Genomic DNA, 3,105 nt, shown 5'->3' with positions numbered 1-3,105 from the left:
TCAGGCTGCCATCGAAGAGTAAGACATAACGTAACATAATCCGATAGTTAGGCTGTAACGCTTTGAGAAATCAGGCGTTACAGCCTAAGTTATTCTTAGGAGGTTTGTGCATTTGGCGTCACTTTGTGAGTGCAAATGCGCGGATTTGCGTACAGAAAGTGTCACACATTTGACAGGGGTGCATACAACGTGTGTACAGTTGTGTGTACGACACTAACTCTCGGCAGTAGTGAGAGATATAAAATCAATGGAATTTATTAACCTCAAAATATTGGAACATAGAAGAGACAATGGCAAACTTCAAGGCAGTTGTGCGCGGTGAGCGCAAGGACGGATTCATGCAGGTCTATATCCGTGTTACCCATCGCAGAGTGCATGGGTATATCAAGACCGACAAGATGATTACGAAAAAGGAACTCTCCAAGTCAAAGGAGATTAAAGACCCGTTTGTGCTTAATTGGTGTTCGGAGCGGATACTGGAGTTTAATGACCGACTGAACAAAAAGGACATCAGCAGGTGGACAGTGGCCGAGGTCGTGGAATATCTCAAAACCGGTGAGGATGACATCTGCTTCAGCGACTACGCGCGCCACCATATCGACCGCATGGTGGACCGGTACCAGTTGCGCACGGCGCAGAACTATCGGCAGGCACTCGGACACATGGAGCGGTTCTATGGCACGAACAAAATCATGTTCGCGCAACTTACCTCAACGCAGATAACGAGGTGGATTCAGTCGCTGGAGCATACGCACAGGGCAAAGGAGATGTACCCGGTGTGTATGAGGCAGGTGTTCAAGGCTGCGGTTGAGGAGTACAATGACTATGACAACGGCAATCTGCGCATAAAGGTCAATCCGTGGGGAAAGGTAAAGATTCCACAGAGTGACCGCACGGTCAAGAAAGCTATTAGCCCGGAGGATTGCAGGCTGTTCTTTACCGCACCTCTCCCGGATACACGCATGGTCGATCCGTTGCCCGAACTGGGGCGCGATGTGGCGAAGATGGTGCTGTGTCTCGCAGGCATGAACACGGTCGACATCTACGAGCTGCGCAAGGAGGATTACCGAAACGGCTGTATCTGCTACAAGAGAGCCAAGACGAAGAAGTTTCGCGCCGATGACGCTTACTTTGAGATTCGTGTCGAGCCTATCATTCAGCCTTTAGTTGAGAAATATCTGGCCGAGGCTGACGACCCCTACTTGCTGAACTTTCACAAGCGGTTCACGTCCTCGGACTCGTTCAACGCGAATGTGAACAATGGCATAAAGCAGCTCTGCAAGAGCATGGGGATACCGAAGGAGCGTTGGTACAGCGCATACACGTTCCGTCACACTTGGGGTACTGTGGCGCAGAACGACTGTGGCGCGAGCATTGCGGAGGTGGCGTTTGGTATGAATCATTCGCATGGGCATACGATTACGCGAGGCTACATCAAGATTGATTTCACTCCGGCCTGGGAGTTGAATGCCAAAGTGATTGACTTTATCTTTTTCTCCACGGCAAAGAGCAAGCAGGGAATGGCGCGAGGGGTCGATGAGCCTGCCGACAAGTTGTTCAGGCTTTCTCCCAAGCGGATGGTCTATGCCCGTGCCTACTTTCGCGGAGAGGTTCTTTCCGAGGTCAGCGACATCGGCTTCGGGACCGTTGATGAGGTCATCGCCCGGCTTGCCGGGCAGTTGCCCGACACAATCCCGACCGGGTGTGCCGTGCAGTTTCGCATAAAGGACGTGGACGCTGACCGCGAGGCGGTGTATGAGCGTACGAAAGGGAAAGGGTTTTAGCATTCGGTCAAATCAAATGCGACATATTTTCCTCCCAGTTTTGCAAGGGCGTTTATCTCTTCAGTGCCGAGGGTGCATTCCTTGACCTTGATTGTGAGAATGCCATTTTCGAGGACAGCAGATTTTTCAACGAGGGCGTGCAACTCCGAGTATCTAAGTTCGGAAGTGATGATGATGTTGGTTACGCCAACAAGAGCCTTGATTGAGTTGTAGTTTCTATTCATCGCTATATGATTTTGAAATTTCACCTGCAAAGATAGCACGCACCCCGGCCCCCTTGCCTTTTAACTTTTGTTTTTCGCCCGACTTTGTTTCACAGCAGAGCCGGGCTTTCTCTTTTTCTTTTTGCGCGGAACTTTTTTCTTTTTCTCTTTATTGCTCCGCAGGATTACGGCGCGTCAGCCAAAAGAAAAAATCTTCAAAAAAATTTTTTAATGTCGGCGTTGTCGGAGCGAAGCGAACTACATCCGTCTCCTACTCCATATAAAAACTTTGATTTAAGTTTTTATTCTACATCCATAGGATATATTCGACTTAATATATCCTTCTACATCCATATAGGAATATCCATCGCGCGCACGCGTGAAGGTTAGCGTTTGGTTACACTTTGGTTTGCTTTTGGTTTTTGTTTGGTTATGTTTTGGTTTTTGTTTGGTTTTATTTTGGTTTCTGTTTGGTTCTTGTTTGGTTCGGTTTCGGTTGTCGAAATGGCGGTGCAGGAAAAAGAGAAAGCGACCAATCCTCTCGAACTGGTCGCCTAAAAAAACTACAAAAATTAAGAAATGAAAAACTATGTTGTGTCTAAAAGTAGATAAAATAGACCGCAGGGGCGCGTCAGTCGTCTTCGTCTTCGTCCGATTCTCCGCAGAGTTCGCGTAACCGGTCCTCTATGGTCGTGACTGAACCGCGAACGTCCATATCGACCTCAACGGCTTTCATCTTCGGTGTGTGGAACTCAAGCAGGCGCAGCTCTGCGTTGACGCGCTCGTTGGGATTGAGCGCAATCATGTCGGCCTCGAAGTCTGACATCGTGACAGGGTTGCCTTTGGAGTCAGTAAGTGGAATAAGGTCGATGACCTTGTAAACATTTCCCTCGGCGTCCTGCGTGAGGCGTTGACGCTGAATCTCACGCAATCCTCCAGTTACGGGGTCGGTCTGTACACGCGGCTCAAAGTATGCGAGGCTATGAGCGCGGAGATACCCTTTGAGCGGGTTTTCCTTGTTGGGCGTACCTTTTTGTCGCCCACCTGTTTTCTTACCTTTTGCCATGATACAAAACTTAAAAGTTGCCTGCAAAGATAGTGCTGTAAATTAGCGCACG

The 3,105-nt window shown here is 49.0% G+C and carries 3 protein-coding genes; 1 reads left to right on the top strand and 2 read right to left on the bottom strand.

Translation table 11 applies throughout. The features are described from left to right. Window positions 1-290: 290 nt before the first annotated feature. Complete coding sequence (locus tag C5O23_RS13980; protein ID WP_107033522.1) at window positions 291-1,784, top strand: tyrosine-type recombinase/integrase; 1,494 nt, start codon at window positions 291-293, stop codon at window positions 1,782-1,784. Here the strand turns inward: C5O23_RS13980 and C5O23_RS13975 are convergent. Next, on the bottom strand, window positions 1,781-2,008 hold the full coding sequence (locus C5O23_RS13975; RefSeq protein WP_104405707.1) for a hypothetical protein: 228 nt from the start codon (window positions 2,006-2,008) through the stop codon (window positions 1,781-1,783). The two genes, C5O23_RS13980 and C5O23_RS13975, sit on opposite strands and share 4 nt — an antisense overlap. Before the next feature lie 610 nt (window positions 2,009-2,618). Continuing rightward, window positions 2,619-3,053, bottom strand: a complete 435-nt coding sequence (locus C5O23_RS13970) for a hypothetical protein (protein ID WP_107033521.1) — start codon at window positions 3,051-3,053, stop codon at window positions 2,619-2,621. Window positions 3,054-3,105 lie beyond the last annotated feature (52 nt).

The organism is Duncaniella muris (assembly GCF_003024805.1).
GTDB classification, from domain to species: Bacteria; Bacteroidota; Bacteroidia; order Bacteroidales; family Muribaculaceae; genus Duncaniella; species Duncaniella muris.
The sequence above is the reverse complement of the archived record's forward strand: the minus strand, read 5'-3'. Positions and strand labels throughout refer to the sequence as shown.

Excerpts from the sequence above, each read along its gene's own strand:
- C5O23_RS13980 (WP_107033522.1), top strand. The coding sequence starts at position 291 with ATGGCAAACTTCAAGGCAGTTGTGCGCGGTGAGCGCAAGGACGGATTC.
- C5O23_RS13975 (WP_104405707.1), bottom strand. The coding sequence starts at position 2,008 with ATGAATAGAAACTACAACTCAATCAAGGCTCTTGTTGGCGTAACCAAC.
- C5O23_RS13970 (WP_107033521.1), bottom strand. The coding sequence starts at position 3,053 with ATGGCAAAAGGTAAGAAAACAGGTGGGCGACAAAAAGGTACGCCCAAC.